42 protein-coding genes are annotated in these 25,038 nt (G+C 57.9%); 40 read left to right on the top strand and 2 right to left on the bottom strand.

The window, feature by feature from the left end:
* The first annotated feature begins 23 nt into the window (after positions 1-23).
* From rplC to LKX83_RS26395, 37 genes are all read left to right on the top strand, one after another.
* Positions 24-644: a 50S ribosomal protein L3 gene (gene rplC, locus LKX83_RS26575; RefSeq protein WP_227885870.1), complete on the top strand. Its 621-nt coding sequence runs from the start codon at positions 24-26 to the stop codon at positions 642-644.
* A 30-nt stretch (positions 645-674) separates the two neighbouring features.
* Complete coding sequence (gene rplD, locus LKX83_RS26570; RefSeq protein WP_227885869.1) at positions 675-1,298, top strand: 50S ribosomal protein L4; 624 nt, start codon at positions 675-677, stop codon at positions 1,296-1,298.
* Positions 1,298-1,591, top strand: coding sequence for a 50S ribosomal protein L23 (rplW, locus tag LKX83_RS26565; RefSeq protein WP_227885868.1), 294 nt, complete (start codon positions 1,298-1,300; stop codon positions 1,589-1,591). The genes rplD and rplW overlap by 1 nt, the downstream gene beginning before the upstream one ends.
* Before the next feature lie 29 nt (positions 1,592-1,620).
* Positions 1,621-2,448 (top strand): 50S ribosomal protein L2, encoded by an 828-nt coding sequence (rplB, locus tag LKX83_RS26560; RefSeq protein WP_227885867.1) that lies wholly within the window; start codon positions 1,621-1,623, stop codon positions 2,446-2,448.
* 39 nt (positions 2,449-2,487) lie between these two features.
* Positions 2,488-2,769, top strand: a complete 282-nt coding sequence (rpsS, locus tag LKX83_RS26555) for a 30S ribosomal protein S19 (protein ID WP_227885866.1) — start codon at positions 2,488-2,490, stop codon at positions 2,767-2,769.
* A gap of 49 nt (positions 2,770-2,818) precedes the next feature.
* On the top strand, positions 2,819-3,157 hold the full coding sequence (gene rplV, locus LKX83_RS26550; protein WP_227885865.1) for a 50S ribosomal protein L22: 339 nt from the start codon (positions 2,819-2,821) through the stop codon (positions 3,155-3,157).
* A 13-nt stretch (positions 3,158-3,170) separates the two neighbouring features.
* Entirely contained in the window at positions 3,171-3,836 is a 666-nt protein-coding gene (rpsC, locus tag LKX83_RS26545; protein WP_227885864.1) for a 30S ribosomal protein S3, read from the top strand.
* A 2-nt stretch (positions 3,837-3,838) separates the two neighbouring features.
* Positions 3,839-4,276, top strand: a complete 438-nt coding sequence (rplP, locus tag LKX83_RS26540) for a 50S ribosomal protein L16 (RefSeq protein WP_185672922.1) — start codon at positions 3,839-3,841, stop codon at positions 4,274-4,276.
* Positions 4,263-4,460 carry a 50S ribosomal protein L29 gene (rpmC, locus tag LKX83_RS26535; RefSeq protein WP_185672923.1) on the top strand — a complete coding sequence of 66 codons (198 nt, stop codon included), beginning with the start codon at positions 4,263-4,265 and terminating at the stop codon, positions 4,458-4,460. Before rplP ends, rpmC begins: the two co-directional genes overlap by 14 nt.
* 46 nt (positions 4,461-4,506) lie before the next feature.
* Positions 4,507-4,770, top strand: coding sequence for a 30S ribosomal protein S17 (gene rpsQ, locus LKX83_RS26530; protein WP_185672924.1), 264 nt, complete (start codon positions 4,507-4,509; stop codon positions 4,768-4,770).
* Positions 4,771-4,805: 35 nt separating this feature from the next.
* The gene (gene rplN / locus LKX83_RS26525; protein ID WP_227885863.1) at positions 4,806-5,174 is read left to right on the top strand and encodes a 50S ribosomal protein L14; all 369 of its coding nucleotides are present in this window, start codon (positions 4,806-4,808) and stop codon (positions 5,172-5,174) included.
* Between the two features lie 41 nt (positions 5,175-5,215).
* Positions 5,216-5,569, top strand: coding sequence for a 50S ribosomal protein L24 (rplX, locus tag LKX83_RS26520; protein ID WP_227885862.1), 354 nt, complete (start codon positions 5,216-5,218; stop codon positions 5,567-5,569).
* Between the two features lie 36 nt (positions 5,570-5,605).
* A complete protein-coding gene (rplE, locus tag LKX83_RS26515) occupies positions 5,606-6,148 on the top strand; it encodes a 50S ribosomal protein L5 (protein WP_227885861.1) in 543 nt (180 codons plus the stop codon).
* 52 nt (positions 6,149-6,200) lie between these two features.
* Positions 6,201-6,386 carry a type Z 30S ribosomal protein S14 gene (locus LKX83_RS26510; protein ID WP_090117903.1) on the top strand — a complete coding sequence of 62 codons (186 nt, stop codon included), beginning with the start codon at positions 6,201-6,203 and terminating at the stop codon, positions 6,384-6,386.
* A 30-nt stretch (positions 6,387-6,416) separates the two neighbouring features.
* Entirely contained in the window at positions 6,417-6,815 is a 399-nt protein-coding gene (rpsH, locus tag LKX83_RS26505; RefSeq protein WP_227885860.1) for a 30S ribosomal protein S8, read from the top strand.
* A 30-nt stretch (positions 6,816-6,845) separates the two neighbouring features.
* Positions 6,846-7,388, top strand: a complete 543-nt coding sequence (gene rplF, locus LKX83_RS26500) for a 50S ribosomal protein L6 (RefSeq protein ID WP_227885859.1) — start codon at positions 6,846-6,848, stop codon at positions 7,386-7,388.
* Positions 7,389-7,482: 94 nt separating this feature from the next.
* The gene (gene rplR, locus LKX83_RS26495) at positions 7,483-7,848 is read left to right on the top strand and encodes a 50S ribosomal protein L18 (RefSeq protein ID WP_227885858.1); all 366 of its coding nucleotides are present in this window, start codon (positions 7,483-7,485) and stop codon (positions 7,846-7,848) included.
* Positions 7,849-7,878: 30 nt separating this feature from the next.
* Positions 7,879-8,376 (top strand): 30S ribosomal protein S5, encoded by a 498-nt coding sequence (gene rpsE / locus LKX83_RS26490; protein WP_227885857.1) that lies wholly within the window; start codon positions 7,879-7,881, stop codon positions 8,374-8,376.
* A 13-nt stretch (positions 8,377-8,389) separates the two neighbouring features.
* The gene (gene rpmD / locus LKX83_RS26485; RefSeq protein ID WP_227885856.1) at positions 8,390-8,569 is read left to right on the top strand and encodes a 50S ribosomal protein L30; all 180 of its coding nucleotides are present in this window, start codon (positions 8,390-8,392) and stop codon (positions 8,567-8,569) included.
* A gap of 49 nt (positions 8,570-8,618) precedes the next feature.
* The gene (rplO, locus tag LKX83_RS26480) at positions 8,619-9,062 is read left to right on the top strand and encodes a 50S ribosomal protein L15 (RefSeq protein WP_227885855.1); all 444 of its coding nucleotides are present in this window, start codon (positions 8,619-8,621) and stop codon (positions 9,060-9,062) included.
* Complete coding sequence (secY, locus tag LKX83_RS26475; RefSeq protein ID WP_227885854.1) at positions 9,062-10,360, top strand: preprotein translocase subunit SecY; 1,299 nt, start codon at positions 9,062-9,064, stop codon at positions 10,358-10,360. Before rplO ends, secY begins: the two co-directional genes overlap by 1 nt.
* Before the next feature lie 37 nt (positions 10,361-10,397).
* Entirely contained in the window at positions 10,398-11,042 is a 645-nt protein-coding gene (locus tag LKX83_RS26470) for an adenylate kinase (RefSeq protein WP_227885853.1), read from the top strand.
* 6 nt (positions 11,043-11,048) lie between these two features.
* Positions 11,049-11,801: a type I methionyl aminopeptidase gene (gene map / locus LKX83_RS26465; protein ID WP_227885852.1), complete on the top strand. Its 753-nt coding sequence runs from the start codon at positions 11,049-11,051 to the stop codon at positions 11,799-11,801.
* Positions 11,802-11,810: 9 nt separating this feature from the next.
* Positions 11,811-12,119, top strand: a complete 309-nt coding sequence (locus LKX83_RS26460; protein WP_227885851.1) for a KOW domain-containing RNA-binding protein — start codon at positions 11,811-11,813, stop codon at positions 12,117-12,119.
* A 2-nt stretch (positions 12,120-12,121) separates the two neighbouring features.
* On the top strand, positions 12,122-12,337 hold the full coding sequence (gene infA / locus LKX83_RS26455) for a translation initiation factor IF-1 (protein WP_185672955.1): 216 nt from the start codon (positions 12,122-12,124) through the stop codon (positions 12,335-12,337).
* A gap of 94 nt (positions 12,338-12,431) precedes the next feature.
* Complete coding sequence (gene rpmJ, locus LKX83_RS26450) at positions 12,432-12,545, top strand: 50S ribosomal protein L36 (RefSeq protein ID WP_003333770.1); 114 nt, start codon at positions 12,432-12,434, stop codon at positions 12,543-12,545.
* A gap of 19 nt (positions 12,546-12,564) precedes the next feature.
* Positions 12,565-12,933 carry a 30S ribosomal protein S13 gene (gene rpsM, locus LKX83_RS26445; RefSeq protein WP_227885850.1) on the top strand — a complete coding sequence of 123 codons (369 nt, stop codon included), beginning with the start codon at positions 12,565-12,567 and terminating at the stop codon, positions 12,931-12,933.
* A gap of 18 nt (positions 12,934-12,951) precedes the next feature.
* Positions 12,952-13,350: a 30S ribosomal protein S11 gene (gene rpsK, locus LKX83_RS26440; protein WP_227885849.1), complete on the top strand. Its 399-nt coding sequence runs from the start codon at positions 12,952-12,954 to the stop codon at positions 13,348-13,350.
* Positions 13,351-13,536: 186 nt separating this feature from the next.
* The gene (locus LKX83_RS26435) at positions 13,537-14,481 is read left to right on the top strand and encodes a DNA-directed RNA polymerase subunit alpha (RefSeq protein ID WP_185672939.1); all 945 of its coding nucleotides are present in this window, start codon (positions 13,537-13,539) and stop codon (positions 14,479-14,481) included.
* A 44-nt stretch (positions 14,482-14,525) separates the two neighbouring features.
* Positions 14,526-14,891: a 50S ribosomal protein L17 gene (gene rplQ / locus LKX83_RS26430; protein WP_185672940.1), complete on the top strand. Its 366-nt coding sequence runs from the start codon at positions 14,526-14,528 to the stop codon at positions 14,889-14,891.
* Positions 14,892-14,984: 93 nt separating this feature from the next.
* On the top strand, positions 14,985-15,788 hold the full coding sequence (truA, locus tag LKX83_RS26425; protein ID WP_227885848.1) for a tRNA pseudouridine(38-40) synthase TruA: 804 nt from the start codon (positions 14,985-14,987) through the stop codon (positions 15,786-15,788).
* A gap of 257 nt (positions 15,789-16,045) precedes the next feature.
* Complete coding sequence (gene rplM / locus LKX83_RS26420; protein ID WP_227885847.1) at positions 16,046-16,483, top strand: 50S ribosomal protein L13; 438 nt, start codon at positions 16,046-16,048, stop codon at positions 16,481-16,483.
* A gap of 20 nt (positions 16,484-16,503) precedes the next feature.
* Complete coding sequence (rpsI, locus tag LKX83_RS26415) at positions 16,504-16,896, top strand: 30S ribosomal protein S9 (RefSeq protein WP_227885846.1); 393 nt, start codon at positions 16,504-16,506, stop codon at positions 16,894-16,896.
* A gap of 290 nt (positions 16,897-17,186) precedes the next feature.
* Positions 17,187-17,879, top strand: coding sequence for a phosphoadenylyl-sulfate reductase (locus tag LKX83_RS26410; RefSeq protein ID WP_227885845.1), 693 nt, complete (start codon positions 17,187-17,189; stop codon positions 17,877-17,879).
* 39 nt (positions 17,880-17,918) lie between these two features.
* Positions 17,919-19,097, top strand: a complete 1,179-nt coding sequence (gene sat / locus LKX83_RS26405) for a sulfate adenylyltransferase (protein WP_227885844.1) — start codon at positions 17,919-17,921, stop codon at positions 19,095-19,097.
* Positions 19,098-19,184: 87 nt separating this feature from the next.
* Entirely contained in the window at positions 19,185-20,030 is an 846-nt protein-coding gene (cwlD, locus tag LKX83_RS26400) for an N-acetylmuramoyl-L-alanine amidase CwlD (RefSeq protein WP_227885843.1), read from the top strand.
* Between the two features lie 67 nt (positions 20,031-20,097).
* The gene (locus tag LKX83_RS26395; protein ID WP_227885842.1) at positions 20,098-21,222 is read left to right on the top strand and encodes an Mrp/NBP35 family ATP-binding protein; all 1,125 of its coding nucleotides are present in this window, start codon (positions 20,098-20,100) and stop codon (positions 21,220-21,222) included.
* Between the two features lie 83 nt (positions 21,223-21,305).
* On the opposite strand, the gene gerD is transcribed toward LKX83_RS26395, so the two are convergent.
* Positions 21,306-22,025 (bottom strand): spore germination lipoprotein GerD, encoded by a 720-nt coding sequence (gene gerD, locus LKX83_RS26390; protein WP_227885841.1) that lies wholly within the window; start codon positions 22,023-22,025, stop codon positions 21,306-21,308.
* 135 nt (positions 22,026-22,160) lie between these two features.
* Here gerD and LKX83_RS26385 point away from each other — a divergent pair, with 135 nt between their 5' ends.
* Positions 22,161-22,778, top strand: a complete 618-nt coding sequence (locus LKX83_RS26385; protein ID WP_227885840.1) for a KinB-signaling pathway activation protein — start codon at positions 22,161-22,163, stop codon at positions 22,776-22,778.
* A 6-nt stretch (positions 22,779-22,784) separates the two neighbouring features.
* Here the strand turns inward: LKX83_RS26385 and pdaB are convergent, their stop codons facing one another.
* Positions 22,785-23,588: a polysaccharide deacetylase family sporulation protein PdaB gene (gene pdaB, locus LKX83_RS26380; RefSeq protein WP_227885839.1), complete on the bottom strand. Its 804-nt coding sequence runs from the start codon at positions 23,586-23,588 to the stop codon at positions 22,785-22,787.
* A gap of 208 nt (positions 23,589-23,796) precedes the next feature.
* Here pdaB and LKX83_RS26375 point away from each other — a divergent pair, with 208 nt between their 5' ends.
* Entirely contained in the window at positions 23,797-24,408 is a 612-nt protein-coding gene (locus LKX83_RS26375; RefSeq protein WP_227885838.1) for a stage II sporulation protein M, read from the top strand.
* A gap of 131 nt (positions 24,409-24,539) precedes the next feature.
* Positions 24,540-24,761: a hypothetical protein gene (locus tag LKX83_RS26370; protein WP_227885837.1), complete on the top strand. Its 222-nt coding sequence runs from the start codon at positions 24,540-24,542 to the stop codon at positions 24,759-24,761.
* The last annotated feature ends 277 nt before the right edge of the window (positions 24,762-25,038 follow it).

Here is a 25,038-nt window from a genome sequence, read left to right as displayed (position 1 = left end):
AGGAATAGAAGAGAGGTGTCAACATGCCAGGAATCTTGGGACGTAAGCTCGGAATGACTCAAGTGTTCGCCGCCGACGGCAGCGTCGTGCCGGTAACCGTAATCGAGGCAACTCCGAACGTCGTGCTGCAGAAGAAAGACGCGGACAACGACGGTTACGAAGCAATCCAGCTCGGCTTTGCCGATAAGCGCGAGAAACTCGCGAACAAGCCGGAAGTCGGCCATGCGAAAAAGGCCAATACGGCGCCCAAGCGCTTCATTCGCGAAATCAGCGGTGCATCCGACCTCGAAGTCGGCGCTGAAGTCAAAGTTGACGTTTTCGCGGAAGGATCGTTTGTTGACGTAACGGGGATTTCCAAAGGGAAAGGAACGGCCGGCGCGATCAAACGTTGGGGCTTCCAACGCGGCAAGATGACGCACGGTTCCAAGTACCATCGCGGTAATGGTTCGCTCGCGACGATCCGCGACGCCAACCGCGTGCCGAAGGGCAAGAAGATGCACGGCCGTATGGGCAGCGAGACGATCACGGTCCAAAACCTCGAAGTCGTTAAGATCGACGTAGAGCGCAACGTGATCCTGATCAAAGGCTCCGTACCGGGCGCGCGCAACAGCTTCCTCAAAATCCGCTCTGCGGTGAAGAAATAATCAAGATTGCACAGGAAAGGAGGACCACTCATGCCTAAAGTGACTGTATACAACGTGAACGGCGGCCAAGTGGGAGAACTCGAGCTGGCAGAGGCGATTTTCGGCGTCAATCCGAATACGTCCGTCATGCACAGCGCCGTTGTTCTTCAAAACGCGGCCGTTCGCCAAGGCACTCACAAAACAAAAGGACGCTCCGAAGTACGCGGGGGCGGCCGCAAACCGTGGAAACAAAAAGGCACCGGCCGCGCTCGTCAGGGCTCGATCCGTTCCCCGCAATGGAAAGGCGGCGGCATCGTCTTCGGACCGACCCCGCGCAGCTACGGCTTCAAGCTTCCGCGCAAAGTTCGCCGTTTGGCCATCAAATCGGCTTTGTCCAGCAAGGTGATCGCTAGCGACATTATCATTCTGGATCAATTGAGCCTGGCCCAACCGAAGACGAAGGAATTCCAAGGCATTCTGAACAACCTCAAAGTCGGTCGCAAAGCGCTCGTCGTTACCGCCGACTTCGAAAATAACGTGGCCCTGTCCGCACGCAACATTCCTGGCGTGAAGTTCGTATCCGCCTCCGGAATCAACGTGCTCGATGTTCTTGTTCATGACAAGCTCATCATCACGAAGGACGCGGTCGCTAAGGTCGAGGAGGTATTCGCGTAATGAAAAACCCTCGCGATATTATCAAGCGCCCGGTCATCACCGAACGTACGAGCGAATTCGTCGAACAGCTGAAATACGTGTTCGAAGTGGATCTTCGCGCGAACAAGACGGAGATCAAGCAAGCGATCGAGCAGATCTTCAAAGTGAAAGTCGTCAGCGTGAACACGCTGCGCATGCCGGCTAAGCCGCGCCGTTACGGTCGTCACTCGGGCTACACGTCCGAATGGAAAAAGGCGATCGTTCAACTGAGTGCCGACAGCAAGCCGCTCGAGTTCTTCGAAGCATCGGTCTAACATCTTCGTAAAGTAAGGAGGGAAACCAAGTGCCAGTCAAAAAGTTTAAACCGACATCGCCTAGCCGTCGCGAAATGACGATGTCCACGTTCGAAGAAGTAACGACTTCGACACCGGAGAAATCCTTGCTTGCACCGCTGCCGAAGCGCGGCGGCCGCAACCATCAAGGCAAGATCACCGTTCGTCACCAAGGCGGCGGTCACAAGCGCAAGTACCGGATCATCGACTTCAAGCGCAACAAGGACGGCGTTCCCGGCCGCGTCGCTACGATCGAATACGATCCGAACCGTACGTCTTACATCGCTCTGATCAACTACCTGGATGGCGAGAAGCGCTACATCGTCGCGCCGAAAGGTCTGAAAGTCGGCGACGAGATCGTATCCGGTCCGGAAGCCGATATCAAAGTGGGCAACAGCCTGCCGCTGGAGAACATTCCGGTCGGCACGGTTATCCACAACATCGAGCTGAAGCCCGGCAAAGGCGGCCAGCTGGTTCGCGCAGCCGGTACCGAAGCGCAGCTGCTCGGTAAAGAAGAAACGTACGTCACGATCCGCCTGGCATCCGGCGAGATCCGCCGCATCCTGAAGCAATGCCGCGCAACCATCGGTTCCGTAGGCAACCAAGACCACGAGCTGATCAATATCGGTAAAGCGGGCCGCTCCCGCAACCTGGGCAAGCGCCCGGTCGTCCGCGGCGTCGTCATGAACCCGGTCGATCACCCGCACGGCGGTGGCGAAGGCCGCGCTCCGATCGGTCGCAAGTCTCCGATGTCGCCATGGGGCAAACCGACCCTCGGCTACAAAACCCGCAAGAAGAAAAAAGCTTCAAGCCAATATATCGTTCGCCGCCGCAAGTAAAGGCGAGCCCCTATTACGGGCTGAAGGGAGGATTTACCCATGGGTCGCAGCTTAAAGAAAGGGCCTTTTATCGACGACTATCTGATGAAGAAGGTCGACGCGATGAACGAGTCCGGCAAGAAGGTCGTCGTCAAAACGTGGTCCCGCCGCTCGACGATTTTCCCGCAATTCGTAGGTCACACGTTCGCCGTCTACGACGGCCGCAAGCATGTGCCGGTTTATGTATCGGAAGACATGGTCGGTCACAAGCTCGGTGAATTCGCGCCTACGCGTACGTACAAAGGTCATACCGCCGACGACAAGAAGACGGGCAAACGATAATCCGTAACGCCGGGCAACCGGCGAATGCAGTACGGGAGGAGGTACATCGATGGCACAAGAAGCGAAAGCCGTTGCGAGATACATTCGCATTCCGGCCCGCAAAGTCCGACTGGTCGTGGACCTGATCCGCGGCAAGAAGGTGGGCGAAGCGATCGCCATTCTGCGCCACACGCCGCGTTCGGCTTCCCCGGTTCTGGAGAAGCTGCTGAACTCTGCGGTGGCGAACGCTGAACACAACTACCAACTCGACGTGAACAAGCTGGTCATCAGCGAAGCATACGTCAACGAAGGTCCGACCCTGAAACGTTTCCAACCTCGTTCGCAGGGCCGCGCGTTCAGCATCTTCAAACGTTCCAGCCACATCACGCTGGTCGTATCCGAGAAATAAGGAGGGAAAACGTGTGGGTCAGAAAGTAAATCCGGTCGGTCTTCGCATCGGCGTCATCCGCGATTGGGAATCCAAATGGTACGCTGACAAAGATTTCGGCACCCTCCTCATGGAAGATGTCAAAATCCGCGAATTCCTCAAAAATAAACTGAAAGACGCTGCGGTATCCCGTTTCGAAATCGAGCGCGCAGCGAACCGCGTCAACGTCACGATCCATACCGCTAAGCCCGGCATGGTTATCGGCAAAGGCGGCGCGGAAGTGGAAGTCATCCGCGGTCAGCTGACGAAGCTGACGAACGGCAAGAAAGTGCACATCAACATCTCCGAGATCAAAAATCCGGAACTGGATGCCATCCTGGTCGCCGAGAGCATCGCGCAACAGCTCGAGCGCCGCATCTCGTTCCGCCGCGCGATGAAGCAATCCATCCAACGTACGCTCCGTTCCGGCGCCAAAGGCGTGAAGACGGTCGTTAGCGGTCGTTTGGGCGGCGCGGAAATCGCACGTACGGAAGGCTACAGCGAAGGCACGGTTCCGCTGCATACGCTGCGCGCAGACATCGACTACGGTACGGCTGAAGCGCACACGACCTACGGTCGCATCGGCGTTAAAGTATGGATTTACCGCGGCGAGGTCCTTCCTGCGAAGAAGAGAAGAGCCGCTGAGGAAGGAGGCAACTAATCATGTTGGTCCCTAAACGCGTCAAACACCGCAAGCAGCATCGCGGGAAGATGAAAGGCCGCGCCAAAGGCGGCACGGAAGTAAGCTTCGGCGAATACGGCTTGCAAGCACTGGAGCCTTCTTGGGTAACGAACCGCCAGATCGAATCTGCGCGTATCGCCATGACCCGTTATATCAAGCGGGGCGGTAAAGTCTGGATCAAGATTTTCCCGTCCAAGCCGATCACTCAGAAGCCTCTCGAAGTGCGGATGGGTAGCGGTAAAGGTAACGTCGAGAAGTGGGTAGCCGTCGTGAAGCCGGGCAAGGTATTGTTCGAACTCGCAGGCGTCTCCGAGGAAATCGCACGTGAAGCGATGCGTCTCGCGGCTCACAAGCTGCCGATCAAGACGAAGTTTGTGAAACGTGAAGAACTGGGTGGTGAAGCAAATGAAGGCCAGTGAATTCCGTAACTTGACTTCGGTGGAAATCGAACAGAAAGTTTCCGGCTTCAAGGAAGAGCTGTTCAACCTTCGTTTCCAACTGGCTACCGGCCAACTGGACAACCCGCACCGCATCAGCGAGCTGCGGAAAGAAATTGCCCGGGCCAAAACAATTTTGCGCGAGCGTGAACTGGGCATCGGCTAATCGCCGCTGACAATCCCAATCACCGCTTCCGGGAAGGAGATTTACCATGAGCGAACGCAACAACCGCAAAGTGCAAGTCGGTAAAGTCGTGAGCGACAAAATGGACAAAACGATTGTGGTGGCCGTCGAGACTTACAAGAAGCACAGCCTGTACCACAAGCGGATCAAATACACGAAGAAGTTCAAAGCGCACGACGAGAACAACGATGCGAAGATCGGCGACACCGTGAAGATCATGGAGACGCGCAAGCTGTCCAAGGACAAGAACTGGCGCTTGGTCGAAGTCACCGAGAAAGCCGTTATCCTGTAAGGAACCTCATCTAGGACTGAAAGGAGGACCCCGCGATGATTCAACCGTTTACGAGACTGTCCGTTGCCGACAACTCCGGTGCGAAGGAACTGATGTGCATTCGCGTACTGGGTGGTACGGGACGCCGCGTCGGTCATATCGGCGATCTGATTGTCGCTTCCGTCAAACAAGCAACGCCAGGCGGCGTTGTCAAGAAGGGCGACGTCGTCAAATGCGTCATCGTCCGCACGAAGCGTTCGGTACGCCGCAAGGACGGCTCCTACATCGCATTCGACGAGAATGCAGCCGTCATCGTTAAGGAAGACAAGAGCCCGCGCGGTACCCGTATCTTCGGGCCAGTTGCCCGCGAGTTGCGCGAACGTGATTTCATGAAAATCATTTCTCTGGCTCCGGAAGTGCTCTAATCCGGCTCTAGTCCACGGAGAAAGCTCAAGGAGGTGTACCCATGCCCCGTTTGAAAAAAGTGCTGGAATCGCACAACAATAAACTGCACGTGAAGAAGGACGACAACGTCATCGTCATCACGGGCAAGGACAAAGGCAAGAAGGGGCGCGTCATCGCCGCTTACCCGCGCGAGAACCGCGTGCTTGTCGAAGGTGTAAACCTCGTCAAGAAGCATACCCGCCCGTCCACGAACAACCCGCAAGGCGGGATCATCGAGCAAGAAGCGCCGATTCACGCGTCCAACGTCATGCACGTGGATCCGAAGACCGGCAAACCGACTCGCATCGGCTACAAAGTGCTCGACAACGGCAACAAAGTCCGGATCGCGAAGCGTTCCGGCCAAGAGATCGACTAATTGCGATTTTCGTAGGAAAGGAGGTCACTGTGACACATGGCAGCACGTATGAAAGAACGTTTCCTGAATGAAATCACTCCTGCGCTGATGCAGAAGTTCAGCTACCAATCGGTAATGCAAGTGCCGAAGATCGAGAAAGTCGTCATCAACATGGGGGTAGGCGACGCGGTTCAGAACTCCAAAGTCCTGGATTCCGCAGTCGAAGATCTGCAAAAGATCGCCGGTCAAAAGCCGGTCATCACCCGCGCTAAGAAGTCCATCGCAGGCTTCCGCCTTCGCGAGAACGCGCCGATCGGCGCGAAAGTCACGCTTCGCGGCGACCGCATGTACTACTTCCTCGACAAGCTGTTCAACGTCTCGCTTCCGCGCGTACGCGACTTCCGCGGAATCTCGAGCAAATCGTTCGACGGCCGCGGCAACTACACGCTCGGTCTGAAAGAGCAACTGATCTTCCCCGAAATCGAGTACGACAAGGTCGACAAGATCCGCGGGATGGATATCGTAATCGTAACGACGGCGAATACGGACGAAGAAGCGCGCGAACTGCTTACCCAACTGGGCATGCCGTTCGTGAAGTAACGACGCCCGACCTGGCGCGAGCCAAGGTACCCTTTGGGAGGTGTGAAAGCAAGTGGCAAAAACGTCGATGAAAATCAAGCAACAACGCCCGCCGAAGTTCCAAGTCCGTGCTTACACGCGGTGCGAGCGTTGCGGACGTCCGCATTCCGTACTGCAAAAGTTCAAGATTTGCCGGATTTGTTTCCGTGAGTTGGCATACAAAGGCCAGATTCCTGGCGTTAAAAAAGCGAGCTGGTAATCAGCCTAGTTCGGGAAGGAGGTTTACCCCATGGTTATGTCTGATCCCATTGCAGATATGCTGACGCGCATTCGCAACGCGAATCTCGTCCGCCACGAATCGGTGGAACTGCCTGCGTCTACGGTGAAGAAGCAAATTGCTGAAATCCTGAAGCGCGAAGGCTTTATCCGCGACGCTGAATTCGTCGAAGACAACAAGCAAGGGCTGATCCGTATTTTCCTGAAATACGGACCGAACAACGAGCGCGTCATTACGGGGCTGAAACGCATCAGCAAACCCGGCCTGCGCGTTTACACGAAGTCCAACGAAGTTCCTCGCGTGCTGGGCGGCCTCGGCATCGCGATCATCTCTACGTCCAAAGGCATTCTGACCGACAAGGAAGCCCGTCAAGGGAAGTCCGGCGGCGAAGTTCTTTGCTACGTTTGGTAATATAACCGTTACAAGATAGGAGGTGTACCCATGTCCCGTATCGGACGTAAACCTATCCAGGTGCCTAACGGCGTGAACGTGAACCTGGACAACAACGTCATTACCGTCAAAGGTCCGAAAGGCTCCTTGACCCGCGAACTGCACAAAGATATGAAGCTCGTTATCGAAGCCGACGTGATCACGGTCGAGCGTCCTTCCGACAACAAGCTTCACCGCGCCCTGCACGGCACGACGCGCAGCGTCGTCGCCAACATGGTCGGCGGCGTAACCGAGGGCTACTCGAAGAACCTCGAGCTCGTGGGCGTCGGTTACCGCGCGAACAAGGCGGGCGAGAAGCTCGTCCTGAACGTCGGTTACTCCCACCCGGTTGAATTCGTACCGGAAGGCGGCATCGAGTTCGAAGTGCCGGCTCAAAACCGCATCATCATCAAAGGCATCGACAAAGAAGCCGTCGGCGCCATCGCGGCGAAGGTACGCGCCGTTCGTCCGCCGGAGCCTTACAAAGGCAAAGGCATCAAGTACGAAGGCGAGCGCATCATCCGCAAGGAAGGCAAAGCCGGCAAGAAGAAATAATCGGTCCGCGGCGTAAGGCCGCGTCATAGTGCTGACAACCGCCGCAACGCCCGTTGCGCATGACGGTTGCAGCTAGAAGGGAGTGAATCTCGGAATGATCACCAAAGGCGACAAGAACAAAGCCCGCTTGAAACGCCACCTGCGCGTGCGCAAGAAAATCAGCGGCACGAACGAACGTCCCCGCCTCACCGTGTTCCGTTCTGCGAAGCATATCTACGCTCAGCTGATCGACGACGTCAAGGGCGTAACCCTGGCATCGGCATCGACGCTGGACAAAGAACTGGGCGAAGTAGGCAACGGCGGCAACGTCGAAGCGGCTCGCAAAGTCGGTCAACTGGTCGCAGAGCGCGCCAAGGCGAAAGGCTACGAGAACGTCGTATTCGATCGCGGCGGCTACCTGTACCACGGACGCATCCAAGCACTGGCGGACGCAGCTCGCGAAGCCGGTCTTCAGTTTTAAACAATCACGGAAACAAGGAGGGTAAACGACTTGCGTGTAGATCCGAATACGTTGGAACTGACTGAAAAAATGGTCCAGATCAACCGCGTTTCCAAAGTCGTCAAGGGCGGTCGCCGGTTCAGCTTCAGCGCACTCGTCGTTGTCGGCGACGGCAAGGGTTGGGTTGGCGCCGGGATCGGCAAAGCCGGCGAAGTGCCGGACGCCATCCGCAAAGGCATTGAAGACGCAAAGAAAAATCTGATTTACGTTCCGCTCGTTGGCAAGACGATTCCGCACGCCGTTACGGGTCAGTTCGGCGCCGGCAAAGTGTTGCTGAAACCGGCATCCGAAGGTACGGGCGTTATCGCGGGCGGTCCTGTCCGCGCCGTGCTGGAACTGGCTGGCGTCGGCGATATTTTGACGAAATCGCTGGGGTCCTCCAACTCGATTAACATGGTTAACGCGACGTTGGAAGGTCTTTCCCGACTGAAACGCGCCGAAGACGTGGCGAAGCTCCGCGGCAAAACCGTGGAAGAGCTGTTAGGTTAAGGAGGGGTAGAAGATGGCGAAGTTGCAAATCACCCTCAAGCGCAGTCTGATCGGCCGTCCGGAGAATCAGCGCCAAACGATCCAATCGCTGGGTCTGCGCAAAGTTAACTCCGTCGTTGTCAAAGAAGACAACGCGGCCATCCGCGGCATGGTGAACACGGTGAGCCACCTGATCACCGTCGAGGAAGTATAAAGTCATTACGCCAAGATAACGCATATCAATCAAGGAGGTGCGACGAACGATGAAATTGCATGAACTGTCTCCTGCAGAAGGATCCAAGTTCAGCCGCAAACGCGTCGGTCGCGGCATCGGTAGCGGCATGGGCAAAACGTCCACCCGCGGTCACAAAGGGCAAAACGCCCGTTCCGGCGGCGGCGTCCGTCCGGGATTCGAAGGTGGCCAAAACCCGTTGTACCGCCGACTTCCGAAGCGTGGCTTCAACAACGACCGCTTTGCGACTGAATTCGCGATCGTGAACCTGGACCAACTGAACGGCTTTGCGGCCGGCACGGAAGTAACGCCTGAGCTGCTGCTCGCTCAAGGGATCGTCAAGAATCCGAAAGACGGCATCAAGATTTTGGCAGGCGGCGAGCTGACGGTAGCCCTGACCGTCAAAGCTCACAAGTTCTCCAAATCCGCAGCAGAAAAAATCCAGGCCGCCGGCGGTAACTCCGAGGTGATCTAATGTTTGCGACCGTAACCAACATTTGGAAAGTTGAGGACCTTCGCAAGAGGATCCTGTTCACCCTTTTCATTCTGCTCGTTTACCGCGTCGGTTCGTTCATCCCGGTGCCCAACATCGACAAGAGCGCATTGGAAGCGGCGAACACTCAAGGCAATGAATTGTTCGGCCTGCTCAACACGTTCTCCGGCGGCGCTTTGTTCCACTTCTCGATCTTCGCGCTCGGGATCATGCCGTACATCACGGCATCGATCATCGTGCAGCTGCTCTCCATGGACGTCATTCCGAAGTTTGCGGAGTGGGCGAAGGAAGGCGAGAACGGCAAGCGCAAGCTGGCGCAAATCACCCGGTACGGCACGATCATCCTCGGCGTGATCCAAGCATTTGCGACCGCGATCGGCTTCAACCGCCTGTACGGCGCGCAAATGGTGATCGACCCTACCCCTGCCACCTACATCATGATTGCGATCGTGTTGACGGCCGGTACGGCTTTCCTTATGTGGCTCGGTGAGCAGATCAACGAGAAGGGGATCGGCAACGGCATTTCCATCCTGATGTTTGCGGCGATCGTTTCTCGGATCCCGACTTACATTCAGGAGATTTACCAAGATCAGTTCGTGAATGGAGATCAAGTCTTCTGGGCGGTCCTGAAGATGGTCATCATCCTGGTGGCGATCCTCGCGATCATCGTAGGCGTCATCTTCATTCAGCAAGGCGTGCGGAAGATTCCGGTCCAATACGCAAAGCGCGTAGTCGGACAAAAGATGTACGGAGGCCAGTCGACGCACATTCCGCTCAAGGTTAATGGCGCCGGCGTCATCCCGGTCATCTTCGCTTCCTCGCTCCTCATGTTCCCGATCACGATCGCCCAGTTCTGGGCAGGTTACACTTGGGCGAACTGGATCATCACCCACCTGTACTACGACAAGCCGCTCGGCATGGTGTTCTACATCCTGCTGATCGTCGGGTTCACGTTCTTCTACACGTTCGTTCAGTTCAACCCGCAGCAGCTTGCGGACAACATGAAGAAGAACGGCGGCTACATCCCGGGCATCCGCCCAGGCAAGCCGACGGCAGGTTACCTGATGAAGGTCATCACCCGCATCACCCTGGCCGGGGCGCTCTTCCTGGCTGTCATCTCGATTATTCCGGTCATCTTCGGCTCGGCCTTCGGGCTGCCGAAGTCGGTACAGCTCGGCGGTACGTCGCTGCTGATCGTCATCGGCGTCGCGCTGGAGACGATGAAGCAAATCGAGAGCAACCTGATCAAGCGCCACTACAAAGGGTTCATCAATAAGTAAGAGCAAGTAAACTGAGGTACATGCAGGAGGAACGGCAATGAACATCCTGTTTATGGGTCCTCCTGGCGCCGGCAAAGGCACGCAGGCGGAGCGGATCGTCGCCGAGTTCGGCGTTCCGCATATCTCGACCGGCGACGCATTCCGTCTGGCGATGAAGGAAGGCACCGCGCTTGGCGTCAAAGCCAAGGAGTACGTGGATCAAGGCCTCCTCGTTCCTGACGAAGTGACGAACGGCATCGTACGCGACCGGCTGTCTCTGTCTGACTGCGAAAAGGGCTTTCTGCTCGACGGGTTCCCCCGGACGCTGGCTCAAGCCGAGGCGCTGGACGAGATGCTGGCCGACATGGGGCGCAAGATCGATCACGTCATCAACCTGAAGGTGGACCGCAGCTTCCTGTTGGCTCGCCTGACGGGCCGGCGGATCTGCAAGTCTTGCGGCTCCACCTATCATGTCATCTTCAACCCGCCGAAGCAGGAAGGCGTCTGCGACAAATGCGGCGGCGAGCTGTACCAGCGGTCCGACGACACGGAAGAGAAGGTCGGAACCCGTCTTGACGAGTACATCAGCAAGACGGCACCGCTGCTTGCGTATTACGGCGACAAAGGACTGCTCCGAGAAGTGGACGGGGAGAAGGACATCGACGCGGTTACGGCCGACATCGCCTCCCTCCTGAGAGGGTAACCGGCCATGATCGTATGTAAGTCCGAATCGGAACTGAAATTGATGCGGGAAGCTGGTCGGATCGTGGCAGAGACGCACCGCCTGATGAAGCAGGCCGTGCGGCCCGGCGTTACGACCGCCGAATTGGATCGGATCGCCGACGAGTATATCCGAAGCCAAGATGCCGTTCCCTCGTTCAAAGGCTACAACGGTTTTCCGGCCAGCATCTGCGCTTCCGTCAACGAGGAGCTCGTACACGGGTTCCCCGGACCGCGGAAGCTCGTTGAGGGCGATATCATCAGCATCGACATCGGCGCGCAGTACAAAGGCTACCACGGCGATTCGGCGTGGACCTACGGAGTCGGCAGCATCTCGGAGGAGGCCCAACGTCTCCTGGACGTCACGGAAGCTTCGCTCTACGCGGGGCTGGCGCTCGTCAAGCCGGATGTCCGCCTGTTCACCGTATCGCACGCCATCCAGAAAGTGATCGAAGACGCGGGCATGCATGTCGTGCGCGAGTATGTCGGACACGGCGTCGGGCAAGAACTGCATGAAGAACCGCAAATTCCGAACTACGGCGTGCCCGACCGCGGGCCGCGGCTCAAGCCGGGCATGGTGCTCGCGATCGAGCCGATGGTCAACCTCGGCAGCCGCTACGTTCGGACGCTCTCCGACAACTGGACGGTCGTCACCGTGGACGGCTCGCTGTGCGCGCACTTTGAGCATACCATCGCCGTAACCGAAGACGGGTACGAGATTCTGACCCGGACGGGCGAATAGGAGATGGCGATGGCGGACTCGTCAAAGCTGTCTCCTGGAGAACTCGTGAGAAGCCGGCGTGGCAAGGACGAAGGGCAGATCGCCGTGGTGATCGCCCTCGCAGACGAGCGATTCGCGCTCGTGGCCGACGGCGACAAACGCCGGTTCGATCGGCCCAAACGCAAAAACGTGCTGCATCTCGAACCGCTCGGGATCGTGAACGATGAAGTCGCGAACAGTCTTCGCGATACCGGACGCGTCACGAACGGCAAACTCCGGTTTGCGGTTCAAAGCGTCCAGCGACGGCTCGAAGCGCATGCTGAAGAGAAAGGAGAATGACGGTGGCCAAAGAGGACGTTATCGAAGTGGAAGGCGTAGTCATCGAGCCGCTACCGAACGCGATGTTCCGGGTGAAGCTCGAGAACGGACACGAAATTCTGGCGCACGTCTCCGGCAAGCTGCGGATGCACTTCATCCGGATCCTGACGGGTGACAAAGTCGTGATTCAGCTGTCGCCATATGATCTGACGCGAGGCCGTATCACTTACCGCAAATAGTTCTTCCGGTCAACCGAACCACACGTAACGGTCGGCACCTCCGCGCGTCCCCCGGGCGCGAGGCGGACAGCCGCACTTAAGGAGGCGTAATACCATGAAGGTGAGACCATCGGTCAAACCGATTTGCGAAAAATGCAAAGTCATTCGCCGCAAAGGTAACGTAATGGTTATCTGCGAAAATCCGAAGCACAAACAAAAACAAGGCTAAGAGGAGGTGCTCCTGACACATGGCACGTATTAGTGGTGTTGACCTTCCCCGCGACAAGCGCGTGGAAATCGCCCTGACGTACATCTTCGGGATCGGCAAAGCGACGTCCCAGAAGCTGCTCGCTACGGCTGCTATCAACCCCGACACCCGCGTCCGCGATCTGACCGAAGACGAGCTTGCTCGCCTGCGCGATGCGATCGACAAGACGCAAAAGGTCGAGGGCGATCTTCGTCGCGAAATCGCGTTGAACATCAAGCGCCTGATCGAGATCGGCTGCTATCGCGGTGTTCGCCATCGTCGCGGCCTGCCGGTTCGCGGCCAACGCACGAAGACCAATGCGCGCACGCGCAAAGGCCCGCGTCGCACGGTAGCTAACAAGAAGAAGTAATAAGGGGGGATAACTAGCATGGCACAAAAAGGCAAAAAGGTCGTTCGTACCAAGCGTCGTGACCGGAAGAATATCGAGTCGGGCGTGGCACACGTTCGCTCGACGTTCAACAACACGATCGTGACGATTACGGATCCGCACGGCAACGCCGTCTCCTGGGCCAGCTCCGGCAACATGGGCTTCAAAGGCTCGCGTAAAAGCACGCCGTACGCCGCGCAAATGGCAGCCGAAACGGCAGCCCGCGCAGCGATGGAGCATGGCATGCGCGCCGTCGAAGTCATGGTTAAAGGCCCTGGCGCAGGTCGCGAAGCCGCGATCCGTTCCTTGCAAGCCGCTGGCCTCGAAGTCAGCATGATCAAAGACGTTACGCCGATTCCGCACAACGGCTGCCGTCCTCCGAAACGTCGCCGCGTATAATACGCGCCCCAATGTGGTATCAAACAAAAACAACTTGTGAATAATGGTTGTAATGGTTAGGCATACTACATGGTTTACCCTTTTCGGTTATACTGGAAGAGCGGAGAATCGATGACCAGACGAACTTGAGGGTAGACAAACGGCAACGTCAGCGACGTAGCGACGTTTTGAAGGAGGGTTATGGTTGTGATTGTGATCGAGAAGCCGAAAATTGAGTCGGTGGAGATACAGGAAGACAAGAGGTACGGCCGCTTTGTCGTCGAGCCGCTGGAACGCGGCTATGGCATGACGCTCGGCAACTCTTTACGCCGCATCTTGCTGTCGTCCTTGCCGGGCGCGGCCGTCATTTCGGTCCAGATTGATGGCGTGCTTCATGAGTTCTCCACCATTCCGGGCGTCATGGAGGATGTCACGGAGATCATCCTCAACTTGAAGCGCCTTTCGCTCAAGATTCATTCGGACGAGGAGAAAGTGCTCGAGATCGATGCTGAGGGCGAAGGCGTCGTGACGGCCGGTGACATCAGAGCGGACAGCGACGTGGAAATCCTGAATCCGGATTTGCACATCGCGACCCTGGCTTCCGGTGCGCGCCTTCACATGCGCATCTTTGCCAGACAGGGACGGGGTTACGTCCCGGCGGATCGCAACAAGAAGGAAGATCAGCCGATCGGAGTCATTCCCATCGATTCGATCTACACGCCGATTACCCGCGTCAACTATAAAGTCGAAAACACCCGTGTCGGCCAAGTTACCAACTACGATAAGCTCACGCTCGAAGTATGGACGGACGGCAGTATTCGACCGGAAGAAGCGGTCAGTTTGGGCGCCAAGATCCTTACGGATCACTTGTCGCTGTTCGTCGGACTCACAGACGAAGCCAAGGATACCGAGACGATGAAGGAGAAGGAAGAGGACAAGAAGGAGAAAGTGCTCGAGATGACCATCGAAGAGCTCGATCTCTCGGTCCGTTCCTACAACTGCCTGAAGCGCGCCGGTATCAACACCGTTCAAGAGCTGATCACCAAAACCGAAGAAGACATGATGAAGGTCCGCAACCTGGGCCGCAAGTCTTTGGAGGAAGTGCAAGAGAAGCTTGAAGAGCTTGGGCTCGGCCTTCGTTTCGAAGAGTAACGCAGCCTACACAAAGCATCAAGCGATAAGGGAGGGAAAAACAGATGGCTTACCAAAAACTGAGTCGTGACTCCAGCTCCCGGAAGGCGCTCTTCCGCGACCTGGTCACCGACCTGTTCCTTTACGAACGTATCCAAACGACGGAAGCGAAAGCCAAGGAAGTTCGCTCCATCGCCGAGAAGCTGATCACGCTCGCCAAGCGCGGTGATCTGCATGCTCGTCGTCAGGTAGCGGCTTTCGTGCGTCGGGAGAGCCTGAACGGTGAACAAGATGCCATCCAGAAATTGTTCTCCGATCTCGCGCCGCGTTACGCGGAGCGTCCGGGCGGCTACACCCGCATCCTGAAGCTGGGGCCGCGCCGCGGAGATTCTGCTCCGATGGTGTACCTCGAGCTCGTAGACCGCGCGTAAGCACGGAGCAAAAAAGGATGGACCGAATCCTCATTCGGATCATCCTTTTTTTGTGCGGAGACGCCGCGACGGACGATCGGGAGGGGGATAGCGGTGCGAAACATTGCCCTGCTAGTGAGCTACGACGGAGCCGCCTACTACGGCTATCAGAGCCAGCCCGGCGGCAATACGGTACAGAACAAGCTGGAGGAGGCCATCTTCAAGCTGAGCGGAGAGGAAGTGCGGCTCACCGGCTCCGGCCGGACGGATGCGGGCGTTCACGCCCAAGGCCAGGTCGTCAACTTCTGCTCGTCCTCGAGCATTCCGGCGGAGCGCTGGGCGCTGGCGCTGAACTCGCGGCTGCCGGACGACATCGTCGTGCTGGCGGCGGCCGAGGTCCCCGAGGCGTTCCACGCGCGCCGGAGCGCCGTCCGCAAGACGTACCGGTACGCTTTCAACACGTTCCGCTTCCCGGACGTTTTTGCTCGGACGCGTATGTTCCACCACCCGGCGCCGCTGCAGTTCGGCGCGATGCGGGAAGGGCTGACGCATCTCCTCGGCCGGCACGACTTTTCCTCCTTCACTTCGCCGCTGTCCACCAAGCCGCATCACGTCCGGACGCTATACGAAGCCTCGCTTACGCTGGAGCGGATCGGTCCCGGCGGAGAAGCATCAGGCCGCGGCGTGGGCTACCTCACCGTGACCGGCAACGGGTTTCTCTACAATATGGTGCGCATCATCGCGGGAACGATCTTCCAGGTCGGCGAAGGCAAACGCCCGCCGTCCGCGATGGCCGATATTTTGGCGGCCAAAGACCGCGCCAAGGCCGGACCGACGGCCGTTCCGCACGCGCTGACGCTCTGGGAGGTCGAGTACGGACCGGAGTGGGGACTCGATTGGCGCTCGCCTTATCTTTAATGCGGTTTGCGGCGATTTTTCGCTTGCGGAGCTGGGCGTTATCATGTACAATAATCATTGTGCTTTCTTCATGGCTACCCACGGCCCCGACTGGAGAGAGCCGCAAAATGGCACGCACGGCAGGTTTGTCTACCCGAAGACGGCATACCGGACGCTGCGACGCCGAACCGCAACACCCGACCTTAACAACGAATGAACGACAACCCATATGTCAGCGCGACATACAACGGATAAGCATTTTTGAAGGAGGAAGTAACATGCGTACAACTTACATGGCGAAGCCGAACGAAGTCGAGCGCAAGTGGTACGTCATCGACGCCGAAGGCAAAACGCTCGGCCGTCTGGCTACCGAAGCGGCTGCCCTGATCCGCGGCAAGCACAAGCCGGAATTCACTCCGCATGTCGACACCGGCGATTTCGTCGTCGTTATCAATGCTGAGAAGATCCACCTCACCGGCAAGAAGCTGCAGCAAAAGAAATACTACACGCACTCCCACTATCCGGGCGGTCTGAAAACGACGACGGCTGGCGAAATGATCCAAAAGAAGCCTGCCCGTCTGATCGAACTGGCCGTATACGGCATGCTTCCGAAGAACAAGCTGGGCCACCAGCTCCAAACGAAGCTCAAAGTCTATGCCGGCTCGGAGCACCCGCATCAAGCACAACAACCTGAAGTTTACGAACTTCGCGGTTAATCGAGAGGGAGGACCTACCAATGGCTCAAGTGCAATATATTGGAACAGGCCGACGGAAACATTCGGTAGCGCGCGTTCGTCTCGTGCCGGGTGAAGGCCGCATCGTCATCAACAAACGCGACATCAACGAATACTTCGGTCTGGAGACGCTCAAGCTGATCGTCAAGCAACCGCTGAACCTGACCGAGACGGCCGGCAAATACGACATCGTCGTATTGGCACACGGCGGCGGTATGTCCGGCCAAGCCGGCGCAATCCGCCACGGCATTTCCCGGGCGCTGCTGAAGGCAGATCCGGAGCTGCGTTCGCCTCTGAAGAAAGCCGGTTTCCTGACGCGCGACCCGCGCATGAAGGAACGTAAGAAGTACGGCCTCAAAGCGGCTCGCCGCGCGCCTCAATTCTCCAAACGCTAATTCGTTTCATACAAGCCTTCCCGCTGTCGCTCAGACGGTCCGGGAAGGCTTTTTGCATCTGTTTGGGGGACTTTATTTTATTTTGGATAAAAGTTTGTGTTACTATGTTGAATAATCCGATCAGAAAGCGTACAATTAATGAACCAAGTAAAAACGGCTTTGCCGTCTACCCGGACGGCGACACGTTTTTATCGTAGGCGGATCAGCGAAGGATAGGCCATGCTTATCCTTTCTGATTCGTGAACAAAACGATCATGGTACATTGAACTTGTCACGAGGGGTGTAGACGGATGAATTTGTTGGAAAAAGAAGCGCTCATCCGCGAAAAAGCGGAGGAATTCGAGCAGGCTTCTCCCGAGACGGTAATCCGCTGGGCGGTGGAGACGTTCCCGAAGATCACGTTCGCCTGCAGCTTCGGCGCGGAGGACGTGGTGCTGGTCGACATGCTGCAGAAGATCAGCCCGAAGACGGATATTTTCTATCTGGACACGGACTTCCACTTCAAAGAGACGTACGAGACGCGCGACCGCATGGTTGAGCGGTACGGCCTTAAATTCGTCCGCGTCAGCCCACTGTTGACGCCGGAAGCGCAAGCCGCCGAATACGGCGACGAGCTGTGGAAGCGCGACGCCAACGCATGCTGCAACATCCGCAAAGTCGAGCCCCTCACGCGCATTCTCGGCCAATACGACGCTTGGATCACGGGCATTCGGCGGGACCAGGCGCCTACCCGCGCCAATGCGAAGAAGGTCGAGTACGACGTCAAGTTCGGTCTGGTCAAATTCAATCCGATCGCGTCCTGGACTTCGGAAGACGTGTGGAATTATATTCGCGAGAACAACGTCATCTACAATCCGCTGCACGATCAGAACTATCCGTCCATCGGGTGCGAGTACTGCACGCGCAAGGTCATGCCGGGCGAAGACCCGCGCGCTGGACGTTGGGCCGGTCAAGAGAAGACCGAATGCGGTCTGCATAAATAAGCCGGCAGGCGGATAATCGGAGAGGAGAAAGGCACATCCATGAGCGCAATTCAACCGCACGGCGGAACGTTGATTAACCGGATCGCATCAGGCGCAGAGCGTGATTCGCTGCTGGCGGAGGCGAAGAGCCTGACGGCGATCGCCGTGAACAACTGGACGATCTCGGACCTCGATCTGATCGGCGTCGGCGCTTTCAGCCCGCTGACCGGATTCCTGAACGAAGCGGACTACAAATCGGTCGTCGACACGATGCGGCTCGCGAACGGGACGGTATGGAGCATCCCGATTACGCTGGCTGTGACGGACGAACAGGCCTCCAGGCTGTCCGTCGGACAGCGCGCCGCCCTCGTCGGCGAAACGGACGGCGTCGTCTACGGCATCATCGATATCGATAGTCTATACAAGGTTGACAAGAAACATGAGGCCGTACAGGTATTCAAAACCGACGACCTCGAACACCCCGGCGTCGTCAAGCTGTTCGAGCGTCCGGACACGTACGTCGGCGGCGCGGTCAAGGTGCTGAACCGGCCGCAGCCGGAGAAGTTCAACGAATACTACTTTGACCCGGCGGAGACGCGCCGCATCTTCGCGGAGAAGGGCTGGCGCACGATCGTCGGCTTCCAGACCCGAAATCCGGTGCACCGCGCACACGAGTACATTCAGAAATGCGCGATGGAGATTGTAGACGCGCTGTTCCTGAACCCGCTCGTCGGCGAGACCAAGTCCGACGACGTGCCGGCGAACGTGCGGATGAAGTCGTATCTGGCGCTGCTGGAGAACTACTATCCGGCGGACCGCGTCTTCCTCGGCGTCTTCCCGGCGGCGATGCGCTACGCGGGGCCGCGCGAGGCGATCTTCCACGCCATGGTCCGCAAAAATTACGGCTGCACGCACTTCATCGTCGGCCGCGACCATGCGGGCGTCGGCGATTACTACGGCACGTACGAAGCGCAGGATTTGCTCAAGAGCTTCAAACCCGAAGAACTCGGCATTACGCCGCTCTACTTTGAGCATAGCTTCTTCTGCACCAAGTGCGGCAATATGGCTTCGAGCAAGACGTGCCCGCACGGCAAGGAAGACCATCTGACGCTGTCGGGAACGAAGGTTCGCGCGCTGCTGCGCGAGGGTACCTGCCCGCCGCCGGAGTTCTCCCGTCCGGAAGTGGCCAAGATCCTGATCGAAGGCATGGCCGAGTCCGCCAGGGAGCAGTTGGTTTAAAGGCAAGTCCGGATCCGAGGTATATTTGTCCACCCTGTCCCATAGGATGATGTAGCGAACATCGTCGGGGGCGGGGTGGGCTTATTTATGGGCAAAATCGAACAAGATCAAGGCGGGCGGACGCGATACACGCCGCCGCGCCGGCGCGTCGTCGTCTGGATGACCCGCAAGGGCGTCTTTCGGCTCGCGGCGATCGCGGGACTGCTGGCGCTCGTCAGCTATTTGCTCTATGCGGAGATTCCGACGACCGAGACGGGAGGGACGTACCTGTCCACGCCGCTAGCGGGCAAAGTAATCGCGCTGGACGCGGGGCACGGCGGGGTGGACGGCGGGGCCGTCAGCCGCGACGGCGTCATCGAGAAGGACATCAATATGGCGATCGTCCTGTATCTGCGCGATTATCTGCAGCAGGCCGGGGCGCTCGTCGTCCTGACCCGCGAGGGGGATCACGATCTGGCGGCGCCCGATCGGAAGGGCTATGCCAAGCGCAAGACGGAGGATTTGCTGAATCGCGCGTCGACGATTCAGCGCAAAAAGGCCGACTTCGCCGTGACGGTCCATATGAATAGCGTCCCGTCGCCCAAGTGGTCGGGGGCGCAGACGTTCTACTACGACGGCAACCCAGACAGCGGCCGCTTGGCCACGCTCATTCAGAACGAGATCCGGGAGTCGCTCGCGAACACGAGCCGCGTCGCGTTGACGAAGGACAACGTGTATCTGCTGAAGACGCTGCCGATGCCTTCCGCCCTCGTGGAGGTCGGGTTTCTGTCGCATCCGGAGGAGGCGAAGCTGCTCGCGGGGGAGGACTATCAGAAAAAGGTCGCCGCAGCGCTGTATCGAGGGATTCTCAAATACAGCGCGGGAGAAGGGAAGACGAAGCCCGGGAAGCCGTCCGGCTCGCCTTCTCCGTCGGTCTCGTCCGCCGCAAAGTAAACGGGACATAGCGGGCTGTGGTATAATAGACAGATAAGAACCGCGGAAATGGGGGGATGAACACTTCATGATAGCAAGAGAAGACGTGATCGAGGCGCTTCGGTCGGTCCAAGAGCCGACTTTGAAGCGCCCGTTGGCAGATCTGGGTTGGATTCGGGATGTCGTGGTCCGCGAGACGGGCGTGTCCCTGACGGTCGTCCTGCATCCCGACAGCCTTTCGCAATCGGCGGAGCTCGAGCAGGCAATCGGGGAGAAGCTCGAGCGCCTGCAGATCGGCGGCAAGCCGCATCTGCGTTTTCGCGCGCGGACGGAGCACGAAGCCGAGGCGCTCGCGAAGCAGCAGCCGCCCGGGGGCGGCGCGGAAGCCTCGAAGGCGCCGCAGCAGCAGCCGGTGCGGGGGCACGGCGCGGGACTCGAACATACGCCGCTGCTGCATCCGGACAGCAAAACCGAATTCATCGCCATCGCCAGCGGCAAGGGCGGGGTGGGCAAATCCACCGTCACCGTCAACCTTGCGGCTGCGCTCGCGAGAGCCGGCAAGCGCGTCGGCTTGATGGACTGCGACATCTACGGGTTCAGCGTGCCGGATATGATGGGCATCGAAGAGCGCCCGGAGCAGGTGGGCGACAAGATCAAGCCAATCGAGCGCTTCGGGGTGAAGGTCATCTCGATGGGTTTTTTCGTCGAGGACAACAGTCCGATCGTCTGGCGGGGGCCGATGCTTGGGAAGATGCTGCGCAACTTCTTCGCGGAGATCGACTGGGGCGAGCTCGACTACCTGCTGCTCGACCTGCCGCCGGGAACGGGCGACGTTGCGCTCGACGTCCATCAAATCATCCCTCAGAGCAAGGAGATCATCGTGACGACTCCGCACGCGACCGCGGCGTTCGTCGCCGCCCGCGCCGGCTCGATGGCCATCAAGACGAACCACGAGATCATCGGCGTCGTCGAAAACATGGCGTACTACGAGTGCGGCTCCTGCGGCAAGCGGGACTATGTCTTCGGGCGTGGAGGAGGCGGCAAGCTGGCCGAGACGCTCCATACGGAGCTGCTCGCCCAGTTCCCGCTCGGCACGCCGGACAATCATCCGTCGGAGCCGGATTTCTCGCAGTCCGTCTACAAGGCGGACACGCCGATCGGCCGCGAGTACGCGGCGCTGGCCGACCAAGTCATTACGCGCTGCGGCCGCTGAAGCGCCGTAAAGCCCAAACAACCGCAGGACCCGCTCAGAGCGGGTTCCTGCGGTTGTTTCTTTTTTGCATTCATCGAGAGAACTTAACCGTTGCCGCCGCCACCGCCGGCGTTTTCGTTGCCGCCGCCTTCCTGCTGGCTGCTGTCTCCGCCCTGGCCGCCGCCTCCGCCTCCGCCGCCCTCGCCTCCGCCGCCTTTGCCTTGCTCGGACGGCTTGGTTTTATTGGGATTCAATTCTTCCTTTACGACGTCCTGGAGGATTTTCATCAGCTCGAGCTTGAACAACGGGCTTTGAACGGCCTCCTGGACCGCGCTCATCATCTGCTTGCGATATTCCGGCATTTTCGTCGATTCAAGAATGACTTGCTTCATTTCCGATGATTTGAAGACGCTGACGAGTTCTTGCTGGTAGGTGGGGTCCTTGAGCAGATCTTTGTGAATCTGCTTATTGTCCTTGCTAACCGCTTTGGCGAACTCGCCAGCGAACTTCGTATCCGTCATGATTTGCTCGAGCACCTTGGCGTAATTGGAGGAGGTGAGGACGTCCTTGACGGCCGTTCGAACCTGCTCCTGATCCGAGGGAGTCAGCGACTGCATATGAAGGCTGCTCGTCCCGTACTTTTGCGTCTGGGCTTTTTCGAGCGCTTCTTGGGCCTCTTGGGACCCGAGAATGTCGACCACCATCGATTTCACGTCTTTATAGCTCAATTGTTCGCCGCCGCCGCCGCTCGACTCGGCTCCGCAGGAGCTGAGGAAAGCCGTGGCGGCCATAAGGGCGCATGCCAGCGACATACGCAATCGCATACCGGACCTTCTCCCTTCCGTGGGGATTCTGGTCGTAGTATGCGACTTCGGCGCGTCGAATATAAGGGGGGCGTTCATGGCTTTTTGTGTTGAACGTGGTAAAATGAATCTGAACTGACAGGGGAGGGTATTCACTTGAATTTGCGCAAATGGATGACGCTGTTCGGAACGACGATTTTGATTGGAGCCGCGGCTTCTTTGGTGACCGGCGCCATCATGCAGCTCTGCGATCCGACGTTTCGGGACGTGGACGCGAACGGCTGGCTGTTCAACCTGTTTATGATGGCGCTGGCGGGGCTTTCGTTCGGCGCTTTTGCCCATATGGGTTTTTTCGCATATCTCATGCTTAACTACATCGCGCGCAGCATCTTCAAAAGACCGTATTTGTGGGTTGCGCTGCAGGGCTTCGTCGCGGCATTCGTGCTCGTCGAGATCGCCTATTGGACCTATGACAGCAAGTTCCCGGCCATGACCTTCTGGATTGTGCCGCTGCTGCTCCTGATCGTGTCCCTGGGAGTGGCGTGGCTCAAGGTGTCGCAGACGACGGCCGGGGCGTGGATCCCGACTTTGTTCTATATGATTGCGGTGACGACGGTCGAGGCCGTTCCCGGCTTCCAATCCGAGGGCAAGTGGACGGCGCTGGTCTTTACGATCGTGCCCGTCTTTATCTGCAATGCTTATCAAATTATGCGGCTGCATCGCATCCTGGGATCATCGCGCGCCTCGGAAGCGACCACGATCAACGCGGGTTGATCGGGCTTAGCCGATGGAGAGCGGGCCGGCCATTCGGTTCCAGGCGGACTTGTCTTGGACGGGCGCGCCCTTCGTCTCGGTTTGGCTCAGAAGCTGGGAGACCGTGACGAACTCATAGCCCTGCGCCCGCAGCTGATCGATGATCGTCGGGAGCGCTTCGTGCGTTTGCTTGCAGGAGTCGCTGGCGTGCAGGAGCACGATGTCGCCGGGATGCGCCTTCGTCACGACGCGGTCCACGATGTTAGAGACCCCCGGATTTTTCCAGTCGAGCGAGTCGGTATCCCATTGGATGACCTTGTAGTTGAGATCCTCCGCGATGGCGAGCACCCGCTTGTCGAAGTCGCCGTTCGGCAGCCGGATCAAGTTCGGGCTTTTGCCGGTCATTTCGGAGAGGATGCCGTGCGCCGCGTTAATCTGGGTGCGAATCTCGTCGTCGTTCAGCTGGCTGTAGTTTTCGTGCTTGTGTCCGTGGCTGCCGATCTCGAAGCCGGCGTCTACGATTTTCTGGACCAGGTCGGGGTGCGTCTTGCTCCAGGGCGAAGACAGGAAGAACGTCGCGTTCGTAACTCCTTTGTTTCTCAAGATGTCGACGATCGGTTCCGCCCGTTTGTCCCCCCAGCTGATGTCGAACGTCAGGGCGATTACTTTGCGTTCCGTAGGGACGTTGTAGACGGCCGCGGGAGGATGGGGAGCGAACACGCTGATATTGTCTTTTTCGGCCCATACGACACCTGCGGAGAGCAGGACGGCCAACGTGAGAAAAAAAACGCGCTTGATCCGTCTGCCATTCCATACGAAGAAATAGTTCATCGATGAAGCGGCTCCTTTCAGGGGGATTGTTCAGCCTGACGGCTTGTCTCCGAAGCGCGGCTTGTCTTGTCGGACGGCTCGTCTTAAGAACCTCCGATAAAAAACGTGCCGCCTTTCTTCCGAGAAGACCGCGAAGCCGTTTTTAACTTGCTATCAATGTATGCTTGACCCTGTACAAGTTATTCGCTCACTTAGGAGGAGATCCGGATTGTTCTCGAGACAGGCGTTGAAGACGACTTGGGCGGAGACGCGGCCTTATGTCGTCTTTGCGGTTATTCTATTTTTTGCGGGCGTCGTGGCGGGCGGAGCCTCGCACGGTTCGATGGGTTGGCTAGATTCGCAGATTGCAGCTTTGCAGAACCTCGCCGATCAGGCCAGCGCTTCGAGCCATCCGCGAATCGCCTTTTTCAAGACGATTCTGCTCAACAATGTGTATAAGAGCGTCTTGAGCCTATATCTCGGTCTCGCGGCGGCGATTATGCCGATCATCATGCTGGTTTTGAACGGCGTCATTCTGGGTTATTTGTTCGGACTCGCGGCGGATGGAGGCGCGAATGTCTGGCTGTTATTCGTCAAAGGTATTCTGCCGCACGGCATCTTCGAGCTGCCGGCGATCTTCCTGGCGTGCGGATACGGAATCCGCCTCGGCGTCCAGGTAGTGCGAGGCATCGGAAGGGCGCTTTTCGGCCGGGCCGATCCCTGGGCGAACGTCGCACGCATGCTCAAGATGTCGGTCCCCGTCGTCCTGTTTATCGCCGTTCTCCTGCTGGTCGCGGCGCTATTGGAGAGCACGCTGACCTACCAACTCGTCCAACCGTAAAAGTCGTCCTCGCCATCGTGTCATAATCCTGGCCGAAATGGTGCATAACAGTAAAACGCGTAAACGCGTCGGAGCGGATCGCCGCTCCGAACTTGCTGCGATGCGATCATACGGGAGGCCGACGGACGCGTATGCTAGGGATGATGTTCACGGACAAAGAATGCAAAGAGCTGGATTACATGCTCCGCAAAGAGTTGGACGAGATGCTGCTGGACATGGGGGATCGCCGGCTGGACGGTCCTGTGAAAGAAGCGATCACCAAGCGGTACAAGGTCGTATTTCGCATGTATGCCCGGATCGCGCCGCCTAGGGAGCTGTCCCGATACGCAACGGGACTGCGCCAGCAGCACTGACGAACTTTTTCGATGAATTCCGGAAAAGTGCTTGACTATAGGCTATCGCTGTGATAAATTATCAATCGCCCCTCTTGAAGCGGGCAACGCGATAAGGCTCGCAAGCAAGACGGTATATAAGGCATGAAAAAAAATACCTCTTGCAACGGCCTAGCGCACTATGATATATTATTCAAGTCGCCGCTGCGAGGCCAGCAAGAACGAGGCCGAGCGCGAAGACAGGATTGCTCCTTGAAAACTGAACATCGAGCGTAAGCTTACAACGGACCCTGTCGCC

Source organism: Cohnella baijiui (genome assembly GCF_020731285.1).
GTDB lineage: Bacteria > Bacillota > Bacilli > Paenibacillales > Paenibacillaceae > Cohnella.
Note: the sequence above shows the minus strand (reverse complement) of the source record. Positions and strands in the feature narration are given on the sequence as shown.